This is a genomic window from Prauserella cavernicola, from assembly GCF_016595675.1.
Classification (GTDB): Bacteria; Actinomycetota; Actinomycetes; order Mycobacteriales; family Pseudonocardiaceae; genus Prauserella_A; species Prauserella_A cavernicola.
The window spans coordinates 1-26,129 of record NZ_JAENJH010000005.1 but is presented as its reverse complement, the minus strand read 5'-3'; the positions used below and the strand labels follow the sequence as shown (position 1 = coordinate 26,129).

The following is a 26,129-nucleotide window of genomic DNA, read 5'->3' as shown; positions in this document are numbered from 1 at the left end:
TTTCAACAAGCGTTGACATTTTCGGAGGCTCGGTCGTACCGTTCCTCTTAATTCAACGTGTCGAGAATTGGAGGTCGGAATGGCTGATCCACCGAGGCGCGCGGTCGCGCCGCTCGTCGTGCTGGCGATGCTCGTCGGCGCGGTCGCCACCACGGTGCTGGGGTTTCTGACCTTCGGTGCGCAGACCACGTCGGCGCCAAGGGATGTGCCGGTGGCCGTCGCGGCGCCGGAGAACGGGCCGCTGCGTCAGGCGGCCGTGCGGGTCGCGGGCCAGGGCGGGGAGGCGCTCGCCTGGCGGGTCACGACACCTGCGGAGGGCAGGCAACTGCTCGAGGACAAGGAGGTCTACGGCGTTCTCGAACTCACCGCGAGCCAGGCCGGACCGGCCGCGACCGTGGTGGTCTCCGGCGCGGTGAACCCCGCTGGCACGCAGCTCGCCCAGCAGGCCCTGACCGGCGCCGGGCAGGCCGTGACGGGCGCGCTCGCCCAGAGCGCACCCGGCGCGGCGGTACCTCAGGTGGCCGTCGAGACCCTGCACGAGACCGGCGTGGCAGGCCGGATCGCTCCGCTCGGCATCAGCGCGCTCGCGTGGGTCGGCGGGCTCGCCGCCGGGGCGGTGCTGACGCTGCTCTCGCTACGGGCGGGCCGGACGCCGTCGCCGCTCGCACGGCTCGCCCAGGTGCTCGGCGCGGGTGTGCTGGTGAGTGGTGTCCTCGTGGGCCTGCTCGCGTTGTGGGACTCGTCGCTGCACCTCGGCTGGAACACCGTCGGGTTCGTGTTCCTCACCGCGACGGCGTTCGCGGCGCTGCAGGGCGGACTGCTGCGGCTGCTCGGCATCAGGGCCATGGCGATCCTCGGCCCGCTCTACCTGCTCGCGCCCTCGGTGGCGAGTCAGGTGCCCGAGATGCTGAACCCGGCGTACCAGAACCTGCTGTGGTCGTGGACTCCGTTCCGGTTCTCGGCGGAGGGCCTGCGGAGCCTGCTGGTCGGCGCGGGCGACAGCGCCGACGTCGGGACCGGGGTCCTGGTGCTCGCGACGATGCTCGTCGCCGGGCTCGTCGTGGTGCTGTGGCCTCGCCGCCGGGGCTCAGCCGGCGAGGAAGCTGAACCGCAGGCGGCGCACGGCGTTGTCGATGTTGGTGTCGACCAGGCAGATCGACTGCCAGGTGCCCAGCGCGAGCACGCCGCCGAGGACGGGAACGCTCGCGTATGGCGGTAGGAAGGCCGGCAGCACGTGGTCACGACCGTGACCACGGCTGCCGTGCTGGTGCCGCCAGCGGTCGTCGCGGGGGAGCAGGTGGTCGAGCGCGGCGAGCAGGTCGTCGTCGCTGCCCGCGCCGGTCTCCAGGATCGCGAGCCCCGCGGTGGCGTGCGGAACCCAGACGTGCAGGAGGCCGTCGCCGGCGTCGGCCTCGGTGAGGAATCGTTCCGCGTCCTTGGTCAGGTCGTGGACCACGGCGTTTCCGCCGGTCCGCAGCTCGATTTCGGTGGAGTGCATACCACAACCGTAACCGGCCACATAGTGCATACTGTATGCCAAACTGTGGTGATTGCGACACTCGTCACGTGATCTGGATTACGTTGTCGTCCAGTATGGTCACCACGCCGGACCGCAGGCCCGAGAGGACGCCAAGGTGACCGAGACCGAATCGCCTACCGAATCTCAGACCGGACCGCCGCTGACGATCGGCGTGGTCAAGGAGACCAAACCGGGTGAACGCCGCGTCGCGTTGGTACCGAAGCTCATCGAGCGGCTCGCCAGACGAGGGCTGAAGATCGTCGTCGAACCGGGCGCGGGCGAGGGCGCCCAGCTCGCCGACGGGCTGTTCACCGAGGCGGGCGCGACGACGGGCGACGCGTGGAGCGCCGACATCGTGCTCACCGTCGTGCCGCCGAGCGTCTCCGACATCGAACGGCTCAAACCGGGGACCGTGCTGATCGGGTTCCTCGCGCCGCTCACCAATAAGGCCGAGGTCGCCGCCATGCAGAAGGCAGGCGTCACGGCGTTCGCCGTCGAGTCGATCCCGCGGATCTCGCGGGCGCAGGCCATGGACGCGCTGTCGTCGCAGGCCAACGTCGCCGGCTACCGCGCGGTGCTGCTCGCGGCCCAGCGGCTGCCCAAGTTCTTCCCCATGCTCACCACCGCCGCGGGCACGGTGCCGCCCGCCAAGGCACTGGTGCTCGGCGTCGGGGTCGCGGGGCTGCAGGCCCTGGCCACGGCCAAGCGGCTCGGTGCGCAGGCCACGGGCTACGACGTGCGGCCCGAGGTGGCCGAGCAGGTCCGCTCGGTCGGCGCGCAGTGGCTCGACCTCGGCATCTCGGCGGCGGGCGAGGGCGGTTACGCGCGGGAGCTCACCGAGGAGGAACGCGCGGACCAGCAGCGGCGGCTCACCGAGGCCATCGGCGGATTCGACGTCGTGATCACCACCGCGCTGGTACCGGGACGCAAGGCGCCGACGCTGGTGACCGCGGAGGCCGTGCGCGGCATGAAGCCCGGCAGCGTCATCGTCGACATGGCCGGTGAGACCGGCGGCAACTGCGAGCTCACCGAACCTGGCGAGGACATCGTCGTCGGCGACGTGACGATCAGCTCGCCCCTCAACCTGCCCGCCGAGATGCCCGTGCACGCGAGCGAGCTGTACGCGCGCAACCTGACCGAGCTGCTGGAGCTGATCGTCGACGGTGAGGGCCGACTCGCCGTCGACTTCTCCGACGAGGTGGTGGCGGGCGCGTGCGTCGCCGGCCGTGACGAGGAGGTGAACTGATGTTGGTCGAAAGCCTCGCCGTGCTGGTGCTCGCCGGTTTCGTCGGGTTCGCGGTGATCTCGAAGGTGCCCAACACGCTCCACACGCCACTGATGTCGGGCACCAACGCCATTCACGGCATCGTGCTGCTGGGCGGCCTGATCGTGCTCGGCATGGGCGCCGAGGGCGTGCTGAACAAGATCCTGCTCGTCATCGCCATCGCGTTCGGCACGATCAACGTCGTCGGCGGATTCCTCGTCACCGACCGCATGCTCGCGATGTTCAAGGAGAAACCCAAGCAGGACGCCGCCAAGGAGGTCGAGAAGTGACGACCTTCGTCTCCGTCCTCTACATCATCGCGTTCGCACTGTTCATCTACGGCCTCATGGGCCTGACCGGACCGCGCACCGCGGTGCGCGGGAACTGGATCGCCGCCGTCGGCATGGGAATCGCGGTGATCGCGACGCTGCTGCTGCCGGGCATGGGCAACTGGTGGCTGATCGTGCTGGGCCTCGTGCTCGGCACCGTGGTCGGCGTCCCCGCGGCCCGCAGGGTGAAGATGACCGCGATGCCGCAGATGGTGGCGTTGTTCAACGGTGTCGGCGGTGGCGCGGTCGCGCTGATCGCCTGGGTCGAGTTCCGCACCACCGACGGCTACGCGCACGAACCGCTCTACGTCGCCATCGCCTCGCTGTTCGCCGCGATCGTCGGTTCGGTGTCGTTCTGGGGTTCCAACATCGCGTTCGGCAAGCTCCAGGAGCTGATCTCCGGGCGACCGATCACCGTGGGCAGGCTGCAGCAGCCGCTCAACGTCGTACTGGTGCTCGTCGCGCTCGCGTGCTCCGTCGCGATCGCCTCGGGGGCGAACTCCGAGTTGCTGATCATCGGGGTCCTGCTGGCGGCGGCCGCGCTGGGCGTCATGGTGGTGCTGCCCATCGGCGGCGCCGACATGCCCGTGGTGATCTCGCTGCTCAACGCCTTCACCGGACTGTCGGCCGCGGCGATGGGACTCGCGCTCGACAACACCGCGCTCATCGTGGCAGGCATGATCGTCGGCGCGTCCGGCTCGATCCTCACCAACCTGATGGCCAAGGCGATGAACCGCTCGATCCCGGCCATCGTCGCGGGCGGGTTCGGCGGCGGCACCGCGGTGACGGCGGGCTCCGGTTCGGAGGAGCAGCGTCCGGTGCGCAGCACCAGCGCGGGCGACGCCGCGATCCAGATGGCCTATGCCAGCAAGGTCATGGTCGTGCCCGGCTACGGCATGGCGGTGGCGCAGGCGCAGCACGCCGTGCGCGAGATGGCCGACCTGTTGGAGGGCAAGGGCATCGAGGTGCTCTACGCGATCCACCCGGTGGCCGGGCGCATGCCGGGCCACATGAACGTGCTGCTCGCCGAGGCCGACGTTCGCTACGAGAGCCTCAAGGAGATGGACGAGAGCAACTCGCAGTTCCCTCAGACCGATGTCGCGCTGGTGATCGGCGCGAACGACGTGACCAACCCGGCGGCACAGACCGACCCCGGTTCGCCGATCTACGGGATGCCGATCCTGACGGTCAACTCGAGCCGCTCGGTGATCGTGCTGAAGCGCTCGATGAGCTCCGGGTTCGCCGGAATCGACAACGACCTGTTCTACGACCCGAAGACGGCCATGCTCTTCGGCGACGCGAAGTCGTCGGTGGCCGAGATCGTGGAGGAGCTCAAAGCGCTGTGAGCCCGGCGCGGCTCAGCGGGCCGCGGCGGAGAAGCTGACCTGCGGGATCGGTGCCGCGCTCGCGGCACCGCGGGGCTTCTTCGCCGCGGCCTTCTTGGGCGCGGCGGCCTTCGGAGCGGCCTTGGCGGTCTTCGGGGTCTTGGCGGCGGTGGTCTTCGGGGCAGCCTTCGTGCTCGAAGCCGCGGCGGTCTTCGGTGCGGCTGTGGCGCTCGAGGCTTCGGGGGCCTTCGGGGCAGCCTTGGCGGTCTTGGCGCCCGAGCCCGTGGCGGTTTTCCTCGTCGTTGCCGTGGCGGTGGTCTTCGGTGTGGCCTTCGCGGTCTTGGCGCCCGTAGCGGCTGCGGTCTTCCCGGCGGCCCTCTTGGCGGGGGCGCTCGGCGCGGTGCCGCGGGCCGGTGTGGCCTTGGTGGCGGGCTTCGCAGCCGCCTTCGTGCCCGCCGCCTTGCGACCGGGCTTGGCCGCCGTGGACGTGGCCGCGGACTTGGCCTTCTTTGTCGACTTGGCGGTTTTTGCCGCGGCGGTCGTCGCGGTGCGTCCGCGGGTGGCCTTCGTGACGGCCGCGGCCTTTTTCGGAGCCGTTTTCTTTGCGGCGGCCGACTTTCGCGTGCCTGCGGGCGAGGCCTTGGCCGACTTCGCCGGGGCGGCGATCACCCGGGGCATGCGCTTGCGGCCGCCGGTCCGACGTCCGCCGCTGACGTAGCGGCCGAGTGTCTCGCGCAGGATTTCCGCGTTGTCGCCGGAGAGGTCGATGTCGTACTCGACGCCGTCCAACGCGAACCGCACGGTTTCCCCGGCGGGCTCTCCATTGATGTCGTCGAGTACCTCGACCGCCGTGCTCCTGGCCATGAGGACCTCCCCGTACTGAAATCTTGCTTCGCAGCAAGGATAGCGCCTGACGCGTTTTCCCTTGGGGGTGCCCGGGATGCGAGTTTCACGAGGCGATGAATGTGAGATCACCCACCGTGCCGAGCTCGTCTTTGCTCCACTGTGGACGAAAGCGGAAATGATGTCCGAAATGGAGTGACCAGGTCAGACCGGCAGCTGTAGTGCGGCCTTGGCGGCCTCGGCGAGCCGGGGGTCGTCGGGGCGCGACGGCCCGTCGAGCACGCAGGTGAGCACCAGGCGCACCGTGCTGCCGTCGAGCGAGCCCGCGTAGGCCGCGTTGGCGAACGAGGGCGCGGCGCCGGGCCAGCTCGTGTTCTCGGTGGCCAGGTCGATGATCGTGCCGCTGCCGGGGGTGTCGGCGAGCCGGAGGAAGTCCTGTGCCGCGGCCTCGTCGGAGAACTCCAGTGCGGCCACGGAGACCGCGATCGCGGTGCCGTCGGCCGTGGTGTCGAAGCTGGCTCTGCGGATCCCGGTGCAGCCGAGGTCCTGGAGCGCGACCTGCAGGTCGCCCGCCGCGTGCGGAGCGCAGTCGTCGGCGGCGGACGCGGCGCGTTCGGTGAACTCGACGCCTGCCGCGGTGGCCACGGCGGCAGGCGTGACCGACGGCGAGACGCTGTCGTCACCGCCCTGAGCGAGCACGATCGCGAGCACCGCGCCGACGACGGCCACGGCGACGCCCGCGGCGGCGAGTGGTCGCCAGCGCAGCGGTCGCCGCGGTGTGGTGAACGACGGTGGCGGTGCGGCCGGGGCCGGAGCCGGCGCGGGGGAGCGCAGTGGAGCCGGCCGCGGCGGCCTGTTCAGTTCCGGTGCGACGGCGACCGTGACGGGCTTGGGGGAGGGGATCGCGGCCGGGGTCGAGGGGTAGTCGATCGGCACGGTCTGTGGAGCCAGTGCCAGCGGGTGCTCCTCGGTGGAGAAGCCTTCCGCGGCGAGCGTGTCGTCGTCCAGTTCCGGTGTGGACGGCTCGAGTGCCTGCACGAGTGCGCGGACCTGGCTCGCCGTGAACGGCTCCTCCGCGGCGGCGAGCGACACGGCGGCGGCGAGCATGCTCGTGGGAGTCGGGTGGATGACCCGTACCGAGCCGGCGAGGTCGGCGGGCGGCTGCTCCACGGTCTCGACGAACGGGCCCACCGCGATGACGGTGCCGAGCGTGGCGCCGGGCGCGGCGGCCTGGACGCGCTCGCCGACCGTCGCGGCCAGTGCGAGGGCGGCGGTGCCGGGGTTGCCCGCGTCGTCGGTGCTGACCAGCGGCCAGCCGTCGGACTTCCACCGGCCCTGTAGCGGCGCCTCCAGCCGCATCGCCGGGTCCGGCAGGTCGACGCCGACCACGACCAGCACGCCGCCCGGCACGATCAGTACCGCGTCGACGGCTTTCGGCATGCCTGGCGGTTGCACGCCGGCGAGTGCGACGCCACCGACGATGTTGCGGCCCCGGCCGAGCGAGGCGAGTGCGGCGCGGATGTCCTCGGAGACCCGTGCGGGTTGCCGGGGGAAGCGGACGAGTCGCACGCGGACCTCCCCTGCAGCCGTACGTCGCGTTGACACGCTAGCGCGACAAGTTACCGGGCCGGGGCGCGGCAGGGTGCACGGAACGTAGTCATTGACAGTGATTGCCGTCACCTAGTTGAGTACTTACTCGACAGTAGGTCAATGTTGATCTCTCCGTTTTGGAGGCTGAGATGCGCTCACGGCGCTGGACTCGTTCCCGACGCCCCTGGTGGATCACCGCGTCAGCCGCGGTCCTCATACTCGCCGGTGCCGCCCCCGCCCAGTCGGCGCAACCGCTTGCGCCCGTGTCGGAGACGCTCGGAGCTCTGCTCTCGACGGCATCCGGCGCCGCGCCGGTGACCGCACTGGTGCACGGCACCGACCTCGCCGCGGCCGAGGCCGCCGTGCGCGACGCGGGACTGACGCCGATCACGAGCTTCTCCCGCATCGGCGTCGTCGCGGCGTCGGGGACGGCCGACGAGGTGGCCGCGGTGCGCTCCGCGCCGGGCGTCGCCTACGTCGAGAACAACGACCCGCTGCGTGTCCACGCGAGCAGCGGCACCGCCGCGACCCGCTCCACCGAGGCGCGGGAGACACTGACCGGCGCCGACGGCGGTGCGCTCGACGGCAGCGGTGTGAGCGTCGCGGTGATCGACACCGGCGTCGACCCCACGCACCCCGCGTTCCGGGGACCTGACGGCACGAGCAGGGTCGTCGCCAACCTCAAGAGCCTGTGCCTGCAGGGCACCGACACCGGCTGCATCGCCAAGGTCCCCAACACGGTGGACACCGACACGCTCTCGCTCGGCGGTCACGGCACGCACGTCACCGGCATCGCGGCGGGCAACGACCTCACCCTCGGCGGCGAGACCCGCGTGGGTGGCTCGGCGCCGGGCTCGAAGATCGTGTCGCTCTCCACCGGTGCGGCGCTGCTGGTCCTCGGCAGCGACGCGGCGCTCAACTGGGTGCTGGAGAACCACGACGCGCCGTGCGGCGAGGGAGTGTCCGCTGAGGACTGCCCGCCGATCAAGGTGGTCAACAACTCCTACGGCCCGGGCGGTGGCGGCGGCTTCGACCCGAATTCGGCGACCGTCAAGCTCCAGCGCGCGCTGGCCGCGGAGGGCGTCGTGACGGTGTGGGCCAACGGCAACGACGGCGGCGACGGCTCCGGGAACCTGTCCAACCCGCCCGGCCAGGACCCGACCCCCGGCATCGTGTCGGTCGCCTCGTACAACGATCAGGGGACGGGCACGCGCGATGGCGCGGTGTCGGAGTACTCCTCGCGCGGCGCGGCAGGCGATCAGCAGAGCTGGCCCGACCTCTCCGCTCCCGGCGAGAACATCGTGTCCTCGTGCAGGCCCTATCTGCCGATCTGCTCGACCGGCTTGCAGCCGGTGAACGGCCCCGGCCCGCTGGATCTGGGCACCTACAACGTGATCAGTGGCACGTCGATGGCGGCGCCGCAGATCGCCGGCATCGTCGCGCAGTTGTTCCAGGCCAAGCCCGGCGCGACGCCCGAGGAGATCGAGCACGTGCTCAAGTCGACCGCCCACAAGTTCGTGGACGGCGCCCCGTACGAGCAGGCGGGGCAGTACACATCGAGCTTCGACAAGGGTGCCGGGCTCGTCGACGTCGTGGCGGCGACGACCGCGTTCGGCGCGGCCCCTGCGTGACCTGAGGAAAGGCGGGTGGGGGAGCGCGACTGCTCCAGGTCGGGCAGCGTGCTTGCCCTCCTTGCCCCGATGCTCACTGACCGGTGTGATTTCTGGTGCTCGTGTGGTCAAATGGGTGAGCTGAGTGCAGAATACCCAGTGGAGCAGTCACGACACTGAGATCGTCCGTCACCTCGCGAGGTCGTAGGGGAAGACGCCCCTCGTCGAGCAGCGGAGGTCAGCAGTGAGCACTCGTGGCGTGGTGTACGTCCACTCGTCGCCGTCTGCGGTGTGTCCGCACGTCGAGTGGGCGATCTCGGGCACCCTCGGGGTCCGGGTCGAGTTGCAGTGGACGGCACAACCTGCCGCCCCCGGGCAGCTCCGTGCCGAGTGTGACTGGCGCGCGCCCGCAGGCATGGCGGGCAAGCTCGCCGGTGCCCTCAAAGCCTGGCCCATGGTCCGGTTCGAGGTCACCGAGGAGCCGAGCCCCGGCGTCGACGGGCAGCGCATCTGTTACGCGCCCGGTCTCGGAATCTGGCATGCGCGCACGAGCGCGAACGGCGACATCGTCGTCGGTGAGGACCAGTTGCGCAGCCTCGTGTCCCGGAACAGGGCGGGGGAGCAGCTCGCGCACAAACTGGACGAACTGCTCGGCGCGAGCTGGGACGAAGCCCTCGAACCGTTCCGCCACGCGGGTGACGGCGCGCCCGTGACGTGGTTGCACCAGGTGGGCTGAACCAGCTGGTTACCCTTGCCGGGTGCCTTCCGTCGTTCCTGCCCGCCCGCGCTGGCTCGTGCCCGTGCTCATCGTGGTGGTGTCGTTGACGGTCGGAGGCGGCCTGCTGGCCAGGGAGCTCTACCAAACTCCCAGCACCGCGGAGCCCGCGGTGGCGAATGATCCCGCGCCGCCGCCGTTGCGGCCGCAGCAGCAGCCCGGCCCGCCCACGGTGGAGCTGGCCAGCGACGCCGCGGCGCACCCCGAGGCCGAGCCGGTGCGTGACCTGCTGCAGCGGCACTTCGACTCCATCAACGCTGGCGACTACGACCGGTGGTCCAACACGGTCGTGGCCGAACGAGTCCAGGCCCAGCCCCGCAAGGAATGGCAGAAGAACTACCAGACCACCAGGGACGGCAGCATCCGCGTCTTCCGGCTGGAGGCGGCGCCGGAGAACACCCTCACGGCGCTGATCGGCTTCACGAGCACGCAGGACGCCTCGGACGGCCCGCCCGACCTTCAGGAGCCGTGCATCATCTGGCGCCTCGCCTTCCCGCTCACGCAGGTCGGCGGCGAGTGGAAGATCGATGCCGTCACCACGGGCACCATCCCGGAGCGCGAAGCCTGCTGAGCACACGAAAGCCCGGGGTCACGCGGACCCCGGGCCTTCGGTGAGCCTGTTCGCTCAGGCTGCGGTGAACAGCAGAGCCGTGTTGTGCCCGCCGAAACCGAACGAGTTGCTGATCGCGGCGTTCAGCTCGACCTTGCGTGCCTCGCCCGCCACGACGTCGAGGTCGACCTTCGGGTCGAGGTTCTCGAGGTTGAGCGTTGCCGGGACCAGGCCGTGGTAGATCGCCAGGATCGTCAGGATCCCTTCCACCGCACCGGCACCGCCGACGAGGTGACCGAGCGCGCTCTTGGGAGCCGTGACGACCGGGTGCTCGCCGATCGCCTTGCGGATCGCCGCCGCCTCGCCGACATCGCCGACGACCGTGGAGGTCGCGTGCGCGTTCACGTGGCCGATGTCGCCGGGGGTCAGGCCCGCCATCTGGATCGCGTGGTGCATCGCCGCGATCTGACCGATTCCCTCGGGGTGGTTGCCCGTGATGTGGTAGGCGTCCGAGGTGATGCCGAAGCCACCGAGCCGCGCGTAGATCCGGGCGCCGCGGGCCGCCGCCCGGTCCGCCCGCTCCAGCACCACGGCGCCGGCACCCTCACCGAGCACGAAGCCGTCGCGTGCCGTATCGAACGGCCTCGACGCGTGCTGCGGGTCGTCGTTGCGGGTGGAGACCGTGCGGGCCTGCGCGAAGCCGGCGATGGTGATCGGGGCGATGCAGGCTTCCGCGCCACCCGCGACCACGACGTCGGCCCTGCCCGACTGGATCATCTGGACGCCCGTGGCGATGCCTTCCGCACCGGAGGCACACGCCGACGCGGGCGAGTGCACCCCGGCACGGGCCTTGAGGTCGATCCCGACGTGCGCGGCGGGCCCGTTCGGCATCAGCATCGGCACCGTCAGCGGCGACACCTTGCGGATCCCGTGCTCTTCGAGCAGGTCGTCCTGGTTCAGCAGCGTCATGGGGCCGCCGATGCCGGTGCCGATCGAGACGCCGAGCCGGTTCGGCTCGACATCCGTGTGCTCGTCCGTCTGCTCCGCGAAGCCGGCATCCGCCCAGGCCTGTCGCGCCGCGATCAGCGCGACCTGCTCGCAGCGGTCCAGCCTGCGCGCCTGCACACGCGGGATCGTTTCCGTCGGCTCCTCGGCGAGATTGGCGCCGATCTTCACCGGGAGGTCGAAGCGCTCGACCCAGTCCGCCTCGATGGCGCGGACGCCACTGCGGCCCGCGAGGAGGCCGTCCCAGGTGGACGTGACGTCCCCGCCGAGCGGCGTGGTGGCGCCGAGCCCGGTGATCACCACGTCGATGTTGCTCATTGCAGTCTCCCCGAGGTAGCCAACCGAGTTGTTACTTGGAGTTCGCCGCGACGTAGTCGACGGCGTCACCGACGGTCTTGAGGTTCGCGAGCTCGTCGTCCGGGATCTTGACACCGAACTTGTCCTCGGCCTGCACGGCGATCTCCACCATGGACAGCGAGTCGATGTCGAGGTCGTCGACGAAGGACTTCTCGGTGCTCACGTCGTCCTGCGCGACGCCCGCGACCTCTTCGACGATCTCGGCGAGTCCGGACAGGATCTCTTCTTTGTCTGCCACTTGGTGGTTCCTTCCTAATCGAAGCACTTGTGCTTGCGACGGACCTTAACGTCCGCCGGAGCCGGGTGAATCACGGGCAGACGATGACCTGACCCGCGTAGGAGAGGCCGGCGCCGAAGCCGACCAGGAGCACCACGTCACCGGACTTCACGGTGCCCGCCGCGCGCATGTGGTCCAGCGCGATCGGGATCGAGGCCGACGAGGTGTTGCCGGAGTAGCGGATGTCGTCGGCGACGACCAGGTCCTCCCTGGCGCCCTTCGCGCGCAGCCGCTTGGCGATGGCCTCCACGATCCGCAGGTTCGCCTGGTGGGGAATCAGCACGTCCACATCGGACAGCTGGATGCCCGCCAGTTCCACGGCGCGCATGGCGATGGGTGCGATCTGCGTGGTGGCCCAGCGGAACACGGCCTGCCCCTCCTGGAACAGGTAGCGGTGCTCGCGCATGTAGATCATGTCGACGAGGTCGCCCGCGCTGCCCCAGGCGACCGGGCCGATGCCGGGCTGCTCGGACGGGCCTACCAGTGCCGCGCCCGCTCCGTCGGCGAAGATGATCGCGGTGGAGCGGTCCTGCGGGTCCACGACGTCGGTGAGCTTCTCGGCGCCGATCACCAGCACCTTGCCGGCCGAGCCCGCGCGGATCAGGTCCGACGCCACGCCGAGGCCGTAGCAGAAGCCCGCGCACGCGGCGTTGAGGTCGAACGCGCCCGCGGCCTTGATGCCGATGCGGTCGGCGACCTGTCCCGCCGCGTTGGGGATGGGAGCGGGCATCGTGCAGTTGGGCACGATCACCGTGTCCACTTCGGACGGATCGGTGCCCGCGTCGGCGAGCGCCTTGGCTCCCGCCGTGACGGCCATGTCGACCAGCAGCTCGTCCTTGTCGGCGAACCGGCGCTCGATGATGCCGACGCGCTCGCGGATCCACTGGTCGTTGGTGTCCATCACCTCGGACAGGTCGTCGTTGGTGACGACGCGGTCCGGCTGGGTGCTGCCGACGCCGAGGATCCGGGTGGCGGCGGGGCCCTGCCGCAGCTGCAACGCGGGCCGGTCACCCGTCATTTGACGTCCTCCAGGTTCGCGGGGGTCTTGAGCGCGACGAACGAGGTGACGGTGCCCTTGAGCTCGCGCTTCACCAGGCCCGTCAGTGTTCCGGCCGGCGGCAGCTCGACGGTGCTCGTGACCCCGAGCGAGGCGAGCTCGCGCATCGTCAGGTCCCAGCGCACCGGCCGGGTCACCTGCTTGACCAGGCGCTCCAGGTACTCGGAGCCGCTCGTCACCACGGCGCCGTCGGCGTTGGACAGCAGCGGGCGCACCGGGTCGGCCGGCGTGATCGCCGCGGCCGCGGCCCGGACGGCGTCCTCGGCGGGTGCCATGTACTTCGTGTGGAACGCGCCCGCGACCTTCAGCGGGCGCACCTTGGTGCCCTCCAGCGGCTCGGCGGCGATCTGCTCGATCTGCGCGGCGGAGCCGGAGGCGACGATCTGGCCCGCCCCGTTCTGGTTGGCGGCCTCGAGTCCCTGCTCGTGCAGCCACGCGACGACCCGCTCCGGCTCGCCCAGCATCACGGCGGCCATGCTGGAGGGCTCGATCGCGCACGCCTTGGCCATCTCGGCGCCGCGGACGGCGGCCAGCGCGACGGCCTCCGCCGGCGAGAGCACCCCGGCGATCGCGGCCGCGGCGAGCTCGCCGACGGAGTGGCCCGCGACCGGCGCGTCGGCGGGGACGCTCTCCGGCAGGTGCTCGGCGGCCAGCAGCGACAGTGCCACGATCAGCGGCTGCGTGATGGCGGTGTCCTGGATCTCCTCGGCGTCGGCCTCAGTGCCGAGCCGGAGCAGATCGAGTCCGGCGCGCTCGGACCACTGCCCGATGCGGTCGCGCGTGCCGCCGAGTTCGAGCCAGGGAGTGAGCATTCCGGGGGCCTGCGACCCCTGTCCGGGGCAGAGAAGTGCCATCACCTCTCTAAGGGAACACGTACAGGGTGGTCGCGGGGAATCCTGGCCGGTGACCAAGTACGTCCCGTGACGTTGTGGGGAGCCTACAAAGCTCCTGCTTACCGACCCGGCGTCGACGTGGCGATATTGTCGGGTTCGAGCAGTTTGTTTGTGACTGGTGTCACCACAGGCCGCGGGCGCGGGCGAGCCTGCCGACCGTCAGCGCGGTCCGCAGCACGACCGCGTCGCGGGGGTCGCCCGCGTTGCGGCCGGTGAGCTCGGCGGCCTTGCGCAGCCGGTAGCGCACGGTGTTCGAGTGCACGAACAGCTGCCGCGCGCACGTCTCCAGCACGCCGCCGCTCTCCAGGTACGTCTCGATGGTCTCCAGCAACGCGGGACCCGCGTCCTCCAGCGGGCGCGCGATGAGTTCGATCAGCTGCCGCTCGGCCTCCGCGTCGCCGGCGAGGGCGCGCTCGGGCAGCAGGTCGGCCGAGCGCGTCGGCCGGGGCGCAGACGGCCAGCCGACCACGGCGCGCAGCCCGGACAGGGCCTCGACGGCGCTGTGGTGTGCCTCGGCGAGACCCGCCACCGTGGGTCCTGCCACCACGGGTCCCTCCGCGAACGCCGTCGACAACGAGGTCAGGATCGCGCGGTCCTTCGCGCTGCCGCCGGTGGGCCCGGCCACCAGCACGACGAGCCGTGAGCCCTGCACGCCGAGCAGCACCGGGCGGGCCGCCCTCGCCGCCCTGCTGCGGACCTCGAACACGACCGTCGGCGGATCGTCCGAGGGCGGGTTGCCGACGAGCACGGTGACGTCGGAGGCCGGGTCCCAGCCCAGCGCCGCCGCCCGGGACAGCACCGACTCCTCGGCGTCGCCACGCACCACGCCGTCCACGACGAGCGCCTCGAGCCGCGCGTCCCACGCGCCCCTGGCCTCGGCGGCGGCCGCGTAGGAGTTGGCCGCGGCGAAGGCGACCTCACGGCCGTAGCGCAGGATGCCCTCGATGAGCGCGGCGCGCTCATCGTCGTCGGCGGCGAACTCGGGCAGCTGCTCCTCGAAGACCTCGATCGCCAGCCGGACGAGCCCCACCGTCTGCCGCAGGCTGATCCAGCGGGACAGCTCGCGGGGCGCGGCGCGGAACGCCTCGGTGGTGAGCTTGAGCGCCTCCTTGGAGTCGCGCAGCCACCTGACGAAGCCCGCCGCTCCGGTCTGGGTGATCAACAGGACGCTGGCACGCTGGTCGGCGGGCATCCGCCCGAACCACGGCAGGCGTTCCTCCATGGCCGCGACGCTCGCCTTGGCGAGGCGACCGGAGGCTCGTTCGAGTTCGCGCAGGGTTTTCGCGGACAGGCGCTGCCGCTTCGGGGTTGCCATCGTGTTGCGATACTACGTCCCCGGCGTTCGAGGCCCTAAATACGAGACCGCCCGACGCGCTGCGGTTTTCGCTGCGTCGGGCGGTCTCGTCTCCCCGGTCCCCACCGGTGATTCCACTATGGACCTTGTGGATCATCGAACGCCAGTGCACTCACCCTTTCGTGGGCCCCTTTCCCCGGGTCAGCGCAGGGTGGCGTGGCTCGGCGTGAGCGCGCCGATGGTGCGGACGCCGAGCAACTGCAGCGTGCGCACGATTTCCGCGCGCAGAATGTCGACCGCTCGCTGCACGCCCCGCTCGCCGCCCGCCATGAGCCCGTAGAGGTAGGCCCTGCCGACGAGGCACAGGCCGGCGCCCATCGCCGTGGCCGCCACGACGTCGCCGCCCGAGAGGATGCCGGTGTCGACCCACACCTCGGCCTCGCCCGCCACGGCGTCCAGCGTCGCGGGCAGCAGCTCCAGCGGTGTCGGCGCGCGGTCGAGCTGCCGTCCGCCGTGATTGGACAGCACCACCGCATCGGCTCCCGCCCGCACCACGTCCCTGGCGTCGGCGGGATTCTGTATGCCCTTCACGACGAGCGTGCCGGGCCAGCTCTCGCGCACCCACGCCAGATCGTCGTAGGACAGCGTCGGGTCGAACATCGCGTTGATGAGCTCGGCCGCCGTGCCGCTCCACTGGCTCAGCGAGGCGAACTGCAACGGCTCCGTGGTGAGCAGGTTGAACCACCACGCCGGATGTGTGGCGCCGTCGAGGAACGTCCGCAGCGTCAGGGCGGGCGGAATCGTGAGACCGTTTCGCACATCCCGCATCCGCGCGCCACCCACCGGCGTGTCCACCGTCAGCTGCAACGTGTCGTAACCGGATTCCCACGCCCTGCGCATGAGGTCGGCACCGGCGGCGTGGTCGCGCCACACGTAGAGCTGGAACCACCTCCGAGCGCCGGGGGCGGCCTGGGCGACGGCCTCGATCGACGTGGTGCCCATCGTGGACAGCGTGTACGGGATGCCGGCGCGCTCGGCCACGCGCGCGACCGCAGACTCGCCCTCGTGGTGCATCATGCGCGTGAACCCGGTAGGGGCCAGCGCGAACGGCAGCTCCGAGCGTGCGCCGAGCACCTCTACGCTGGTGTCTACATCGGACACGCCGCGCAGGACGTTGGGATGGAACTCGACGCCGCGGAACGCCTGGCGCGCCCTGCGCAGACTGTCCTCCAGCTCCGCCGCCCCGTCGGTGTAGTCGAACACGGCCCTCGGCGTCCGTTTCCTCGCGATCGTGCGCAGGTCGGCGATCGTGTGCGCGGCCCCGAGCCGCCGGTCGGTCGGGTTGAGGACCACCGGTTTCGGCCGCAGCACCTGGGCGAGCTCCGCGGGCCTCGGCAGCCTGCGCTTGGTCACGATGCGCTCCTCTCGCTGGAAAGACGAACGACCCGCCACCGGCGCGGGGCCGGTGACGGGTCGTCGTGCTGGTGGTGCCGTTCGCTCAGGCCACGCCCGAGTCCGACGTCTGCGGACCTGCCGCGCTGACGTCGTCGATCTGGTACTTCTGCGCCGCCTCGACGACCTTCGCCTGGTCGATCTCGCCACGGCGGGCGAGCGTCGTCAGCACGCCGACCGCGATCGACTGGGCGTCGACGAGGAAGTGCCTGCGCGCGGCAGGACGGGTGTCGGAGAAGCCGAACCCGTCGGTGCCCAGCGTGAGCATGTCGCCGGGGACCCACGGCCGGATCAGGTCCGGAACCGCGCGCATCCAGTCCGACACGGCCACGACCGGGCCGGTGGCGTCCTTCAGCGCGGAGGTCACGTACGGCACGCGCGGGGTGTCGCCCGGGTACAGGAAGTTGTCCCTGTCCACGTCGACGGCCTCGCGCCGCAGCTCGGTCCACGACGTCGCCGACCACACCGCGGCCCGCACGCCCCACTCCTCCAGGAGCAGCTGCTGTGCCTTGAGCGCGTCCGGCATCGTGACGCCCGAGACCAGGATCTGGGCCTCGGGGCCCTCGCCCTGCGGGGCCTCGGCGTAGCGGTAGAGACCCTTCAACAGGCCGTCCACATCGAGGTTCTCCGGCTCGGCCGGCTGCTGGTACGGCTCGTTGTAGATGGTCACGTAGTAGAAGATGTTCTCGCCGTTGCCGTCCGGCCCGGTCTCGCCGTACATCCGGCGGAGACCGTCGCGCACGATGTGGGCGATCTCGAACGACCACGACGGGTCGTAGGCCACCGCGGCCGGGTTGGTGGCCGCGAGCAGCAGCGAGTGCCCGTCGGCGTGCTGCAGGCCCTCGCCGGTGAGCGTGGTGCGGCCCGCGGTGGCGCCCAGCACGAAGCCGCGCGCCATCTGGTCGGCCGCCGCGTACAGGCCGTCGCCGGTCCGCTGGAACCCGAACATCGAGTAGAAGATGTAGATCGGGATCATCGGCTCGCCGTGCGTGGCGTACGAGGTGCCCACCGCGGTGAACGACGCCGTCGAGCCCGCCTCGTTGATGCCCTCGTGCAGGAGCTGGCCCTGCTCGGACTCCTTGTAGGCCAGCATCAGCTGAGCGTCGACCGAGGTGTAGCTCTGGCCGTGCGGGTTGTAGATCTTGGCCGTCGGGAACATCGAGTCGAGCCCGAAGGTGCGGGCCTCGTCCGGGATGATCGGCACGATCCGGCTGCCGATCTCGGAGTCCTTGGCCAGCTCGCGCACCAGGCGGACGAACGCCATCGTGGTGGCGACCTCCTGCTTGCCCGAGCCCTTGCGGATCGACTCGTAGACCTTGTCGCCCGGCAGCACCAGCGGCTTGGCCCGCGCGCTGCGCCGCTCCGGCAGGTACCCGCCCAGCGCCGTGCGGCGGCCGAGCAGGTACTGGATCTCCTCGGAGTCCTTGCCGGGGTGGTAGTACGGCGGGAGCTTCGGGTTCTTGTCGAGCTCCTCGTCGCTGATCGGGATGCGCTGGGCATCGCGGAACAGCTTGAGGTCGTCGATCGTCAGCTTCTTCATCTGGTGCGTGGCGTTGCGGCCCTCGAACGCCGGACCGAGACCGTAGCCCTTGATGGTGTGGGCGAGGATCACGGTCGGCCTGCCGTTGTGCTCCAGCGCGGCCTTGTACGCCGCGTAGACCTTGCGGTAGTCGTGGCCGCCGCGCTTGAGGTTCCAGATGTCGGCGTCGGTGAGGTCCTTAACCAGGTCCTTCGTGCGCGGGTCACGGCCGAAGAAGTGCTCGCGGACGTACGCGCCGTCGTTGGCCTTGTAGGTCTGGAAGTCGCCGTCGGGCGTGGTGTTCATCAGGTTGACGAGCGCGCCGTCGCGGTCGCCGTGCAGCAGCGAGTCCCACTCGCGGCCCCAGATGACCTTGATCACGTTCCAGCCCGCGCCCCGGAAGTAGGCCTCGAGCTCCTGGATGATCTTGCCGTTGCCGCGCACCGGACCGTCGAGCCGCTGCAGGTTGCAGTTGATCACGAAGGTCAGGTTGTCCAGGCCCTCGCCGGAGGCGACGTGGATCAGCCCGCGCGACTCCGGCTCGTCCATCTCGCCGTCGCCGAGGAACGCCCAGACGTGCTGGTCGCTCGTGTCCTTGATGCCGCGGTCGCGCAGGTAGCGGTTGAACCGCGCCTGGTAGATCGCGTTCATCGGGCCGATGCCCATCGAGACGGTGGGGTACTCCCAGAAGTCCTGCATCAGCCGCGGGTGCGGGTACGACGGCAGCCCGCCACCCTCACCGGCGTGCGAGTACTCCTGCCGGAACCCGTCCAGCTGGTCGGCGGTGAGCCTGCCCTCGAGGAACGCGCGCGCGTAGACACCGGGGGAGGCGTGACCCTGGATGAAGATCTGGTCGCCACCGCCGGAGTGGTCCTTGCCCCGGAAGAAGTGGTTGAAGCCGACCTCGTAGAGCGCGGCCGAGGAGGCGTAGGTGGAGATGTGCCCGCCCACGCCGACGCCGGGACGCTGCGCCCGGTGCACCATGATCGCCGCGTTCCACCGGATGTAGGCCCGGTAGCGCCGCTCGATCTCCTCGTCACCCGGGAACCACGGCTCGTTCTCCGTGGGGATCGTGTTGACGTAGTCCGTCGCGGTCAGTGGCGGCACGCCCACGTTGCGTTCCCGGGCGCGCTCCAGCACCCGCAGCATCAGATACCTCGCGCGCTGCTGACCACCCCTCGCCAGCGCCGCGTCGAAGGAGTCGAGCCACTCGGCCGTCTCCTCGGGGTCGATGTCGGGCAGGTGCGCCGCCAGTCCGTCACGGATGACGCGGACCCGCGCCGGGGCTCCCTGACCGGGGACGCCGACTGTGCCTTCCAGTGCGCCCTGCTCGGCCTTGTCGTTCTGGGGGGCCAAGGGATCTCCTCGCCGTTTGTCGCTTCGTGTTGTGTGCTTCTTCCAGCCCATCGTCGTCGCATCTGCGGCTCACGTCACCGCTACTCAGCGGTAACGTTGCACCGGCGGGCTACGCCGTGTTTGGCCTGTTGAAGCCCCAGTTGGAGCTTCTCTCCCACCCTAGTTGAGTGCCCTCGGAAGGGGGACGTCGCGGCGGTGTGAGCAACGTGTTTCCACTCGCTTTCGACGGCTCGCGCACCTACGCTCCGGGACACGAGTTGCCAGCGATCCGGTGTGGACGGTTGCGTCGTGCGCCCCGGCCGTGTTCGCTAAGCCCATCTGTGTACGAAGCGTGCGGGTCGTCGTCATATTCGGGTGACGTCCCGCACCGAGTTGTAGTTGGAGGAGTGAGGTCGTGGTCGCCGCGGGAGACGCTGATCAGCGCAGCGTCGCCGAGAGGCTTGGGATCAAGCCGGACATGGTGGTCCAGGAGGTCGGCTGGGACGAGGACGTCGACGAAGACGTCCGGACGGCCCTCGAGGAGCACACCGGTGCGGACCTGCTCGACGAGGATGCCGACGAGGTCATCGATGTGGTGCTGCTGTGGTGGCGCGACGGTGATGGGGATCTCGGAGACGCCCTGGTCGATGCCAGGGCGCCGCTCGACGAGAACGGCATCATCTGGGTCCTGACTCCCAAGACCGGTCAGCCCGGTCACGTCGAGCCGAGCGATATCGCCGAGGCTGTACCGACCGTGGGGTTGTCCCAGACGTCGAATCTCAGCCTCAGTGAGGCGTGGGCGGCGACCAGGCTGGTACCGAGGTCGAAATCACGCCGGTAGCGACGACACTGGCCCATGTGACGGGCCTGCGCCCACGATAGGGTTGTCCTGCACACACGGTTTTTCGCCGGACGACCTACGGGAGAGGAAACACTCGGTATGGCGGTCGAGGTCGGTTCGCAAGCCCCGGACTTCACGCTCAACGACTACAACAAGCAGGAAGTCACGCTGTCGTCGTTCCGGGGGGACAAGCCTGTTCTGCTTGTCTTCTACCCGTTCGCGTTCAGTGGCATCTGCCAGGGCGAGCTGTGCCAGCTCAGGGACGAGTTCGCCGAGTACGACAACGAGGGCGTCCAGGTCCTCGGTGTCTCGGTGGACACGCCGTTCTCGCTCAAGGCGTGGGCAGAGCAGCAGGGTTACCAGTTCCCGCTGCTGTCGGACTTCTGGCCCCACGGCGAGGTCGCGCAGGCCTACGGCGTCTTCAACGACAAGGCCGGTCTCGCGGTCCGCGGCACCTTCCTGATCGACAAGGAGGGCGTCGTGCGCTTCGCCGAGGTCAACCAGCCCGGCGAGGCTCGTGACCAGCAGTCGTGGAAGAAGGCGGTCTCCGAACTCGCCTGATCCACGCGGGCGGCGTCCCGGTCAGGGACGCCGCCGTCGGGGCGCATAGCTCAGCGGAAGAGCACCTGCCTTACAAGCAGGGGGTCGCAGGTTCGAACCCTGCTGCGCCCACCGGAAAGTCTCGTACCAGCGAGAATGTCAGCGGACTAGTCGATCCGTGTTCTCGCGGTTCTCTCGCACCCTCGTGGTGCCACCTGGTTGCCACCTGGCTGCCGTGGCGCGTCCCTACGGTCACGTTTCACCAAGATCCAGTCGACCAAGGGGGATTGACAGTGCGTAGCCGAACACGCATCACTTGTTCTGCGGCGGCCGTGCTCGCCGTGACGACCATGTCCGGTGTGCCCGCCGCCGCCGACACCGCCGACACTGCCGCCGACGGGACGCCGCGTGCGGTCACCTGTGAGGCCAAGAACCTGGGCACCATCGAGGTGTATCCACCCGCCATGAACGCGGACGGCACGTTCACCGGCGTGGCACGGGTCACCGGAGACGGGGGCCACGAGTTCGGTGTCGAGGTGAACGAGGACGTCCAGTTCGGGGTGGACCCGATCATCACGACCGTCGGCGGTGTCAACGACGGCGTCTCCATCCTCATCTCGGGCAGGCTGCCCAAGGCGGGCAAGTACTACACCGGAGTCCGCTACGAGGACAGCGGTTACTGCCAGAGCCAGTCGGTCCAGCTGCCCTGACCGTGAGCCGGGTCGCCGTCGCGGACCTCCCGCGGCGGCGACCCGACGCGCGAGGCGAGGGCTCCGGGGAACCCGGGAAGACTCCCCCCGGGGCTTCCCGCGCGCCCGCCGCTGGATCCGTCGGCGAAGGTTCACCGCCGGTTCGTCACGCGGCTGCCCGGACTCGGCGGAACGGACAAATCCGCTGGTTAGCGTCCCTCTCGTACCCGAATACGGGAGGTAACCCGTGACCGACACCGCACCCACCGGAGGCCTCGACCGGAGGGGCTTCTTCCGCGCGGGCGTGGCCGCCACCGCGAGCCTCGCCGCACTCGGCCCGCTCGAGGCGCTCGGCGCCCGCACGGCCGGTGCCGCACCTCTGACCAAGCGCCCCGCCAGTCCCGACTACGGCCCGCTCTCGCCGGTCAGGGACCAGACGACCGGACTGCCCCTGCTCGCGCTGCCCAGGGGTTTCGAGTACGTCAGCTACGGCTGGACGGGTGACGTCATGTCCGACGGCGTCCCGACCCCCGGCGCGCACGACGGTATGGCCGCGTTCCGCCGTCGCGACGGCAGGATCGCCCTGGTCCGCAACCACGAGCAGGGCGGCTACACCGGAGCGTTCACCGAGCCCGCCTACGACCCGGCCGCCACGGGCGGCACCACCAACCTGGTGTTCGACCCCGAGCGCGGCGAGTTCCTCGAGTCGTGGGCGAGCCTGTCGGGCACCATCCGCAACTGCGCGGGCGGTCCCACGCCGTGGGGCACGTGGCTGACCTGCGAGGAGACCAGCGAGGTCGGCCCGGACGGCACCCGGCACGGCTATGTCTTCGAGGTGCCGTTCGACCGCTTGGGCGACGCGACGCCGCTGAAGGCGATGGGCCGGTTCAGCCACGAGGCCGTCGCCGTCGACCCGACCACCGGCATCGTCTACCTCACCGAGGACGCCACCCCGTCGGGCTTCTACCGGTTCCTGCCGCGCAAGCGGGGCCGGATGGAGGCGGGCGGCACGCTGCAGATGCTCGTGATCGAGACCGACGAGGGCGGTTCGTACTCGACCTACGAGGACGGCACGGGCACCACCTACCGCACGTCGTGGGTCACCGTGCCCAACCCCGACTACGCGCCGGGTGAGACCCGGCCCGCGGAACAGGGCGCCGCGCTGGGTGCGGCCGTGTTCCGCAGGCTCGAGGGCGCGTGGTGGGGCAACGACCGCGTGTACATCGTCTCGACCAGCGGCGGCCCGAGCGGACAGGGCCAGGTGTTCGAGTACGCCCCGATGCGGGGCAGGCTGCGCATCCTGTTCGCCTCGCCCGACGCGACGGTGCTGAACAACCCCGACAACATCTGCGTCAGCCCGCGCGGCGGCATCGTGCTGTGCGAGGACGGCGACGAGGGCGAGTACCTGCACGGGCTCACCACCGACGGCGAGATCTTCCCGTTCGCCCTCAACCGGATCGTGATCCCCGACGGCGGGGTCGAGGGCAAGTCCGTGGAGCCCGGCGACTACTCGGGTTCGGAGTGGTGCGGCTCGACGTTCGAGCCGAAGCGGGGCAACTGGCTCTTCGTCAACGCGCAGAACCCCGGGATCACGTTCGCCATCACCGGCCCCTGGCGGCGCGGTTCACTCTGAACCCACACGGAGGCGACCAAGATCACGGTACGGCAACGTCGCGTGACCTTGGTCGCCTCTGCCGCAATGATTCTTTGTCCAAGTTGTCGGATACCGAGCAGAGGTCTGTCGTGGGGGTTGCTGACCGGGACTCCGCCGTGCCGCGCCGCGCGTCGGCTCCCCTGATCGAGGATCTGCCCCTGTCGCGGTGGGACCGGCAGGAGCCTCCCGCGGAACCGGCGCGGCGGCGTCCTCCGCGCTGGCGACGGGCGCTGCCGCTCGTGGTGTGCTCCCTGTTCGCCTGTGTCCTCGTGGCCGTGGTCGCCGCGATCCAGACCCGGCCCGGCGCCGTGGGAGCCGCGGACCGGCCCGGTGCCGACGCCGCACCGGACCCACGGGACAACGCGCTGCTCACCCTGTCCGTCCCGCTGCCGTCCGTCGCGTGCTCGTTGCCGGAGCTCGGCCTGGACCCCTCGGCGCTGCAGGACTACTACGACGCCGAGATCCGCTGCCTGGAACAGGCCTGGACGCCCGTGCTGGCCGAGGTGGGCGCGACGGTCTCCGGCGTCTCCGTGCGGCTCGACGACGACCCGTCGACCCGCTGCGGCGCGCTGCCGCCCGCCACCGAGGCGACGGGGCTCTACTGCCACCTCGACGACACCATCTACCTGCCGCACGACCGGGTGCTCGCCTCGCTCGGCCCGTCGACCGAGGCGCACCTGGCCACCGTCGCCCACGAGTACGGGCACCACGTGCAGCGGCTCAGCGGAATCCTGGACATGGCCAACCGCGAGCTCGGCTCCTACGAGCGGGACAGTCCGCAGGACCACGAGCTGCACCGCCGCGTGGAGCTGCAGGCCAACTGCTTCGCGGGGCTGTTCCTCGCGAGCGCCTCCGGCCGCGGCTCCATCAGCGCCGCCGACGCCGAGGCCGCGGTGAACGACTTCCGCAACTGGGTCGACAGCGACACCCACGGCAGCAGCGAGACCCAGCTCCGGTGGGCGCGAGCGGGCTTCGACGACGGCACGGTCGCCACGTGCGACACGTGGGCGGTCCCGTCCTCCCACGTGCTCTAGGGTCTCTGGGCCCTCGTGCGCGGCCTGACGGCCGAGCATCCTGACCGCATGGACCCGCGGCTCTCCGACATCAGCCTGCCGGCCCGCCTCGCGCGTGAGGACGAGGGCGTCACACTGGCCGAGCTCGCGCTGGCCACCCGCAACCACGGTCTGCCGCTGGAGGCGCTGGTCCACGACGTGACGCCCGCGGGACTGCACTACGTGCTCGTCCACTACGACATCCCGGTCGTCGACGCGCAGAGCTGGCGGCTCACCGTCGGCGGCAGCACCGGTACCGCGCTCACGCTCTCGCTCGCCGACCTGCGCGCCCGCCCCTCTCGCACCGTGCGGGTCACGATGGAGTGCGCTGGCAACGGCAGGGCGGCGCTGCGGCCCCGGCCGGTGAGCCAGCCGTGGCTCGTCGAGGCCGTCGGCACCGCGGACTGGACCGGCGTCCCGCTGCGCGACGTGCTCGCCGAGGCCGGGCTCGGCGAGTCCGCGGTGGACGTGGTGTTCACCGGAGCCGACCACGGTGTGGAGCGCGGCGTCGAGCAGGACTACCAGCGCGGGCTGCCGCTGGCCGAGGCGCTCGGTGAGGACGTGCTGCTCGCCTACGAGATGAACGGTGCGCCGCTGCCGCCGCAGCACGGCTTCCCGGTGCGGCTCGTGGTGCCCGGCTGGTACGGCATGGCCCACGTGAAGTGGCTGCGCTCGATCGAGGTGACGGAGTCGCGCTTCACCGGCTACCAGAACGCCGTGGCCTACGTGACCAGGCGACGGGCCGACGAGGAGGGCGAGCCGGTCACCCGCATCGCGCCGAGGGCGCTGCTCGTGCCTCCCGGCTTCCCGGACTTCCAGACCCGGCAGCGCGTCGTGCGGCCGGGCCCGGTGCGGCTGACCGGCCGAGCGTGGTCAGGCCGTGCGCCGCTGGCCGGGGTGGAGGTGAGCACCGACGGCGGGGCCACATGGGCGCGGGCGAGACTCGACCCCGAGACGCGACACCGGCACGCGTGGCGGCGCTGGAGCGCCACCTGGCACGCCGAGCCGGGGCGGTACACGCTCGCCGCGCGCGCCACCGACGCCGACGGTGCCAGTCAGCCATTGCGCGAGCCGTGGAACCGCGGCGGCTTCTCCAACAACGCCGTGCACCGCGTGCCGGTGTGGTGCCTGCCGTGACTCACGGCGGCACGTCGCCTCAGTGGTCCACGTAGGCGATCACGCAGGTGATGTTGTCGGGGCCGCCGCCCTCGTTGGCGATGTCGATCAGCCTGCCCACGGCGTCCTCCGGCGTCTCGGAGGACGACAGCACCTCGAGGATCTCGTCGGGCGTGGTGACGTCGGTGAGCCCGTCGGAGCACAGCAGGTACCGGTCGCCCGGCTCGGCGGTGTGCGTCGTGAGGTCCGGTTCGGCGGACGAGCCGGCCATGAGCGCCCTGATGAGCACCGAGCGGCCCGGGTGGCGTGCGGCGAGCTCGGCGGGCATCTTGCCCTCGTCGACGAGGGACTGGACCATCGTGTGGTCCTTCGTCAGCTGGCTCAGCTCGCCCTCGCGGAGGAGGTAGCCACGCGAGTCGCCGATGTGCGCGAGACCGAAGGTGGTGCCGTCCCACAGGATGGCCGTGAGCGTGGTGCCCATTCCCTCCAGCTCGGGCTCGGCGGCCACCCGCTCGTTGAGGCGGGTCGCGGCGTCCGAGACGCCCTCGCCCAGCTCGTGCAGGAGATTGCGCTTCTCGGGGTCAGCGTCGGCCAGCCTGCCGTCGAGGTCGGCCATCGCCTCGATCGCGATCGCGCTGGCCACCTCTCCCGCGGCGTGCCCGCCCATCCCGTCGGCGACGGCGAGCAGGCGCGGGGTCGCGTAAGCGGAGTCCTCGTTCGCGCTGCGGCGCCGGCCGACGTCCGAGCCCACGGCGTAGTGGACTCCGGGCGCCTCGTCACGTGTCATGGGTGCAGTGAACCACTGGCCGCCTCCGTTGACGACGCCCGATAGGTCGTAGCCGGTCGTACCGGACACCCTCCAGGGGTGACGGCGCCCTCGATCCACTCTCGCGTGGGGGCGCGCTGGAGGCGCTGACAGCGGGTGAGCGTCCGGCGACGGTGTCTTCCCCGTGGGCCTGCCGGGCGCCCACTAGCGGATGGCATCGGCTCCCGCAGCGGCACGTCGTGCCCCGTTCCGTCGGAGGCTCGGTCTAGGGTGGGGCCCGGAGTTCGCGCGCGTCTGACGGTCTCGTCAAGGGGAGGTTTTCGCTGGTGTCGAACGATTCTTTCGTCCACCTGCATGTGCACACCGAGTATTCGATGCTCGATGGTGCGGCGAAGATCGCTCCGTTGTTCGCGGAGGCGTCGCGGTTGGGGATGCCGGCGGTGGGGATGACCGACCACGGCAACATGTACGGGGCGG

General features: G+C 70.7%; 24 protein-coding genes, 1 tRNA gene and 1 pseudogene. 15 read left to right on the top strand and 11 right to left on the bottom strand.

Annotated features, from left to right (window positions below):
• Positions 1-79: 79 nt before the first annotated feature.
• Positions 80-1,144: pseudogene (locus tag JHE00_RS20485) on the top strand (ABC transporter permease); the annotation flags it as partial.
• Here the strand turns inward: JHE00_RS20485 and JHE00_RS20480 are convergent.
• Positions 1,088-1,498: a YjbQ family protein gene (locus tag JHE00_RS20480; RefSeq protein WP_200320534.1), complete on the bottom strand. Its 411-nt coding sequence runs from the start codon at positions 1,496-1,498 to the stop codon at positions 1,088-1,090. The pseudogene JHE00_RS20485 and the gene JHE00_RS20480 overlap by 57 nt on opposite strands.
• A 136-nt stretch (positions 1,499-1,634) precedes the next feature.
• Here JHE00_RS20480 and JHE00_RS20475 point away from each other — a divergent pair, with 136 nt between their 5' ends.
• From JHE00_RS20475 to JHE00_RS20465, 3 genes are read left to right on the top strand one after another with little or no spacing between them, the layout of a single operon-like run.
• Positions 1,635-2,765 (top strand): Re/Si-specific NAD(P)(+) transhydrogenase subunit alpha, encoded by a 1,131-nt coding sequence (locus tag JHE00_RS20475; protein WP_200320532.1) that lies wholly within the window; start codon positions 1,635-1,637, stop codon positions 2,763-2,765.
• Entirely contained in the window at positions 2,765-3,073 is a 309-nt protein-coding gene (locus JHE00_RS20470) for an NAD(P) transhydrogenase subunit alpha part 2 (protein ID WP_200320530.1), read from the top strand. The genes JHE00_RS20475 and JHE00_RS20470 overlap by 1 nt, the downstream gene beginning before the upstream one ends.
• A complete protein-coding gene (locus JHE00_RS20465) occupies positions 3,070-4,458 on the top strand; it encodes an NAD(P)(+) transhydrogenase (Re/Si-specific) subunit beta (protein WP_200320528.1) in 1,389 nt (462 codons plus the stop codon). The genes JHE00_RS20470 and JHE00_RS20465 overlap by 4 nt, the downstream gene beginning before the upstream one ends.
• Positions 4,459-4,470: 12 nt before the next feature.
• On the opposite strand, the gene JHE00_RS20460 is transcribed toward JHE00_RS20465, so the two are convergent.
• Both JHE00_RS20460 and JHE00_RS20455 read right to left on the bottom strand, forming a co-directional pair.
• The gene (locus JHE00_RS20460; protein WP_200320525.1) at positions 4,471-5,301 is read right to left on the bottom strand and encodes an Lsr2 dimerization domain-containing protein; all 831 of its coding nucleotides are present in this window, start codon (positions 5,299-5,301) and stop codon (positions 4,471-4,473) included.
• 183 nt (positions 5,302-5,484) lie between these two features.
• Entirely contained in the window at positions 5,485-6,849 is a 1,365-nt protein-coding gene (locus JHE00_RS20455) for a hypothetical protein (RefSeq protein WP_200320523.1), read from the bottom strand.
• 170 nt (positions 6,850-7,019) lie between these two features.
• Here JHE00_RS20455 and JHE00_RS20450 point away from each other — a divergent pair, with 170 nt between their 5' ends.
• From JHE00_RS20450 to JHE00_RS20440, 3 genes are all read left to right on the top strand, one after another.
• Positions 7,020-8,501, top strand: a complete 1,482-nt coding sequence (locus JHE00_RS20450; protein WP_200320521.1) for a S8 family serine peptidase — start codon at positions 7,020-7,022, stop codon at positions 8,499-8,501.
• 223 nt (positions 8,502-8,724) lie between these two features.
• Positions 8,725-9,216 carry a DUF3145 domain-containing protein gene (locus JHE00_RS20445; protein WP_200320519.1) on the top strand — a complete coding sequence of 164 codons (492 nt, stop codon included), beginning with the start codon at positions 8,725-8,727 and terminating at the stop codon, positions 9,214-9,216.
• 22 nt (positions 9,217-9,238) lie between these two features.
• A complete protein-coding gene (locus JHE00_RS20440) occupies positions 9,239-9,826 on the top strand; it encodes a hypothetical protein (protein ID WP_307832031.1) in 588 nt (195 codons plus the stop codon).
• Between the two features lie 54 nt (positions 9,827-9,880).
• On the opposite strand, the gene JHE00_RS20435 is transcribed toward JHE00_RS20440, so the two are convergent.
• The 7 genes from JHE00_RS20435 to aceE form a co-directional block, all read right to left on the bottom strand.
• Complete coding sequence (locus JHE00_RS20435; protein WP_200320517.1) at positions 9,881-11,128, bottom strand: beta-ketoacyl-[acyl-carrier-protein] synthase family protein; 1,248 nt, start codon at positions 11,126-11,128, stop codon at positions 9,881-9,883.
• 31 nt (positions 11,129-11,159) lie between these two features.
• Positions 11,160-11,405 carry an acyl carrier protein gene (locus JHE00_RS20430; RefSeq protein ID WP_110342395.1) on the bottom strand — a complete coding sequence of 82 codons (246 nt, stop codon included), beginning with the start codon at positions 11,403-11,405 and terminating at the stop codon, positions 11,160-11,162.
• A 70-nt stretch (positions 11,406-11,475) separates the two neighbouring features.
• Entirely contained in the window at positions 11,476-12,462 is a 987-nt protein-coding gene (locus JHE00_RS20425; RefSeq protein ID WP_200320515.1) for a beta-ketoacyl-ACP synthase III, read from the bottom strand.
• Positions 12,459-13,355, bottom strand: coding sequence for an ACP S-malonyltransferase (locus JHE00_RS20420; RefSeq protein WP_268958339.1), 897 nt, complete (start codon positions 13,353-13,355; stop codon positions 12,459-12,461). Before JHE00_RS20420 ends, JHE00_RS20425 begins: the two co-directional genes overlap by 4 nt.
• Before the next feature lie 160 nt (positions 13,356-13,515).
• Complete coding sequence (locus JHE00_RS20415; RefSeq protein WP_200320511.1) at positions 13,516-14,709, bottom strand: PucR family transcriptional regulator; 1,194 nt, start codon at positions 14,707-14,709, stop codon at positions 13,516-13,518.
• Between the two features lie 180 nt (positions 14,710-14,889).
• Positions 14,890-16,101, bottom strand: a complete 1,212-nt coding sequence (locus tag JHE00_RS20410; protein ID WP_307832030.1) for an alpha-hydroxy acid oxidase — start codon at positions 16,099-16,101, stop codon at positions 14,890-14,892.
• Positions 16,102-16,186: 85 nt separating this feature from the next.
• Positions 16,187-19,015, bottom strand: a complete 2,829-nt coding sequence (aceE, locus tag JHE00_RS20405; RefSeq protein ID WP_200320509.1) for a pyruvate dehydrogenase (acetyl-transferring), homodimeric type — start codon at positions 19,013-19,015, stop codon at positions 16,187-16,189.
• Positions 19,016-19,409: 394 nt separating this feature from the next.
• Between aceE and JHE00_RS20400 the strand changes: the two genes are divergently transcribed.
• The 7 genes from JHE00_RS20400 (at position 19,410) to JHE00_RS20370 (ending at position 24,907) form a co-directional block, all read left to right on the top strand.
• Complete coding sequence (locus JHE00_RS20400; protein ID WP_200320507.1) at positions 19,410-19,835, top strand: DUF3052 domain-containing protein; 426 nt, start codon at positions 19,410-19,412, stop codon at positions 19,833-19,835.
• Between the two features lie 99 nt (positions 19,836-19,934).
• A complete protein-coding gene (locus JHE00_RS20395; RefSeq protein ID WP_200320505.1) occupies positions 19,935-20,396 on the top strand; it encodes a peroxiredoxin in 462 nt (153 codons plus the stop codon).
• A 39-nt stretch (positions 20,397-20,435) separates the two neighbouring features.
• A tRNA-Val gene (locus tag JHE00_RS20390) sits at positions 20,436-20,507 on the top strand.
• A gap of 209 nt (positions 20,508-20,716) precedes the next feature.
• Positions 20,717-21,085, top strand: coding sequence for a hypothetical protein (locus tag JHE00_RS20385; RefSeq protein WP_200320503.1), 369 nt, complete (start codon positions 20,717-20,719; stop codon positions 21,083-21,085).
• Positions 21,086-21,311: 226 nt separating this feature from the next.
• Positions 21,312-22,697: a PhoX family protein gene (locus JHE00_RS20380; RefSeq protein ID WP_200320501.1), complete on the top strand. Its 1,386-nt coding sequence runs from the start codon at positions 21,312-21,314 to the stop codon at positions 22,695-22,697.
• Positions 22,698-22,807: 110 nt separating this feature from the next.
• The gene (locus tag JHE00_RS20375) at positions 22,808-23,752 is read left to right on the top strand and encodes a neutral zinc metallopeptidase (RefSeq protein WP_200320499.1); all 945 of its coding nucleotides are present in this window, start codon (positions 22,808-22,810) and stop codon (positions 23,750-23,752) included.
• 48 nt (positions 23,753-23,800) lie between these two features.
• Positions 23,801-24,907 (top strand): sulfite oxidase, encoded by a 1,107-nt coding sequence (locus JHE00_RS20370; protein WP_200320497.1) that lies wholly within the window; start codon positions 23,801-23,803, stop codon positions 24,905-24,907.
• Between the two features lie 19 nt (positions 24,908-24,926).
• On the opposite strand, the gene JHE00_RS20365 is transcribed toward JHE00_RS20370, so the two are convergent.
• On the bottom strand, positions 24,927-25,673 hold the full coding sequence (locus tag JHE00_RS20365) for a PP2C family protein-serine/threonine phosphatase (protein ID WP_200320495.1): 747 nt from the start codon (positions 25,671-25,673) through the stop codon (positions 24,927-24,929).
• Positions 25,674-25,978: 305 nt separating this feature from the next.
• Here JHE00_RS20365 and JHE00_RS36115 point away from each other — a divergent pair.
• The coding region (locus JHE00_RS36115) for a PHP domain-containing protein (RefSeq protein WP_200320493.1) at positions 25,979-26,129 on the top strand (151 nt) is incomplete at its 3' end.